The sequence below is a fragment of the Psychrobacter sp. TB20-MNA-CIBAN-0197 genome (assembly GCF_040309765.1).
Taxonomy (GTDB): domain Bacteria; phylum Pseudomonadota; class Gammaproteobacteria; order Pseudomonadales; family Moraxellaceae; genus Psychrobacter; species Psychrobacter submarinus.
This window is the reverse complement of record NZ_JBEOPC010000821.1, coordinates 1-262: the sequence shown is the minus strand read 5'-3', so window position 1 is coordinate 262 and position 262 is coordinate 1. Positions and strand designations below refer to the sequence as shown.

At 52.7% G+C, this 262-nt stretch carries 1 protein-coding gene; it reads left to right on the top strand.

What is annotated here, in order from left to right; translation table 11 throughout:
• Window positions 1–262 (top strand): phosphate acyltransferase (locus tag AAEY83_RS16145; RefSeq protein ID WP_351060628.1); only part of this gene is annotated, 262 nt, incomplete at both ends.

Here is a 262-nt window from a genome sequence, read left to right as displayed (position 1 = left end):
AAGATACCGTGTACTTGGGTACCATCATGCTACAGATGGACGAAGTCGATGGCTTGGTTTCGGGTGCGATTCATACCACTGCCAACACCGTCCGCCCAGCATTCCAGTTGATTAAGACCGCGCCGCAGTACTCTTTGGTATCGTCTGTGTTCTTTATGCTATTGCCTGAGCAAGTGGTCGTCTATGGTGACTGCGCCATCAACCCAGATCCCAATGCGGAAGAGCTGGCAGAGATTGCCATCCAATCGGCACAGTCTGCAGC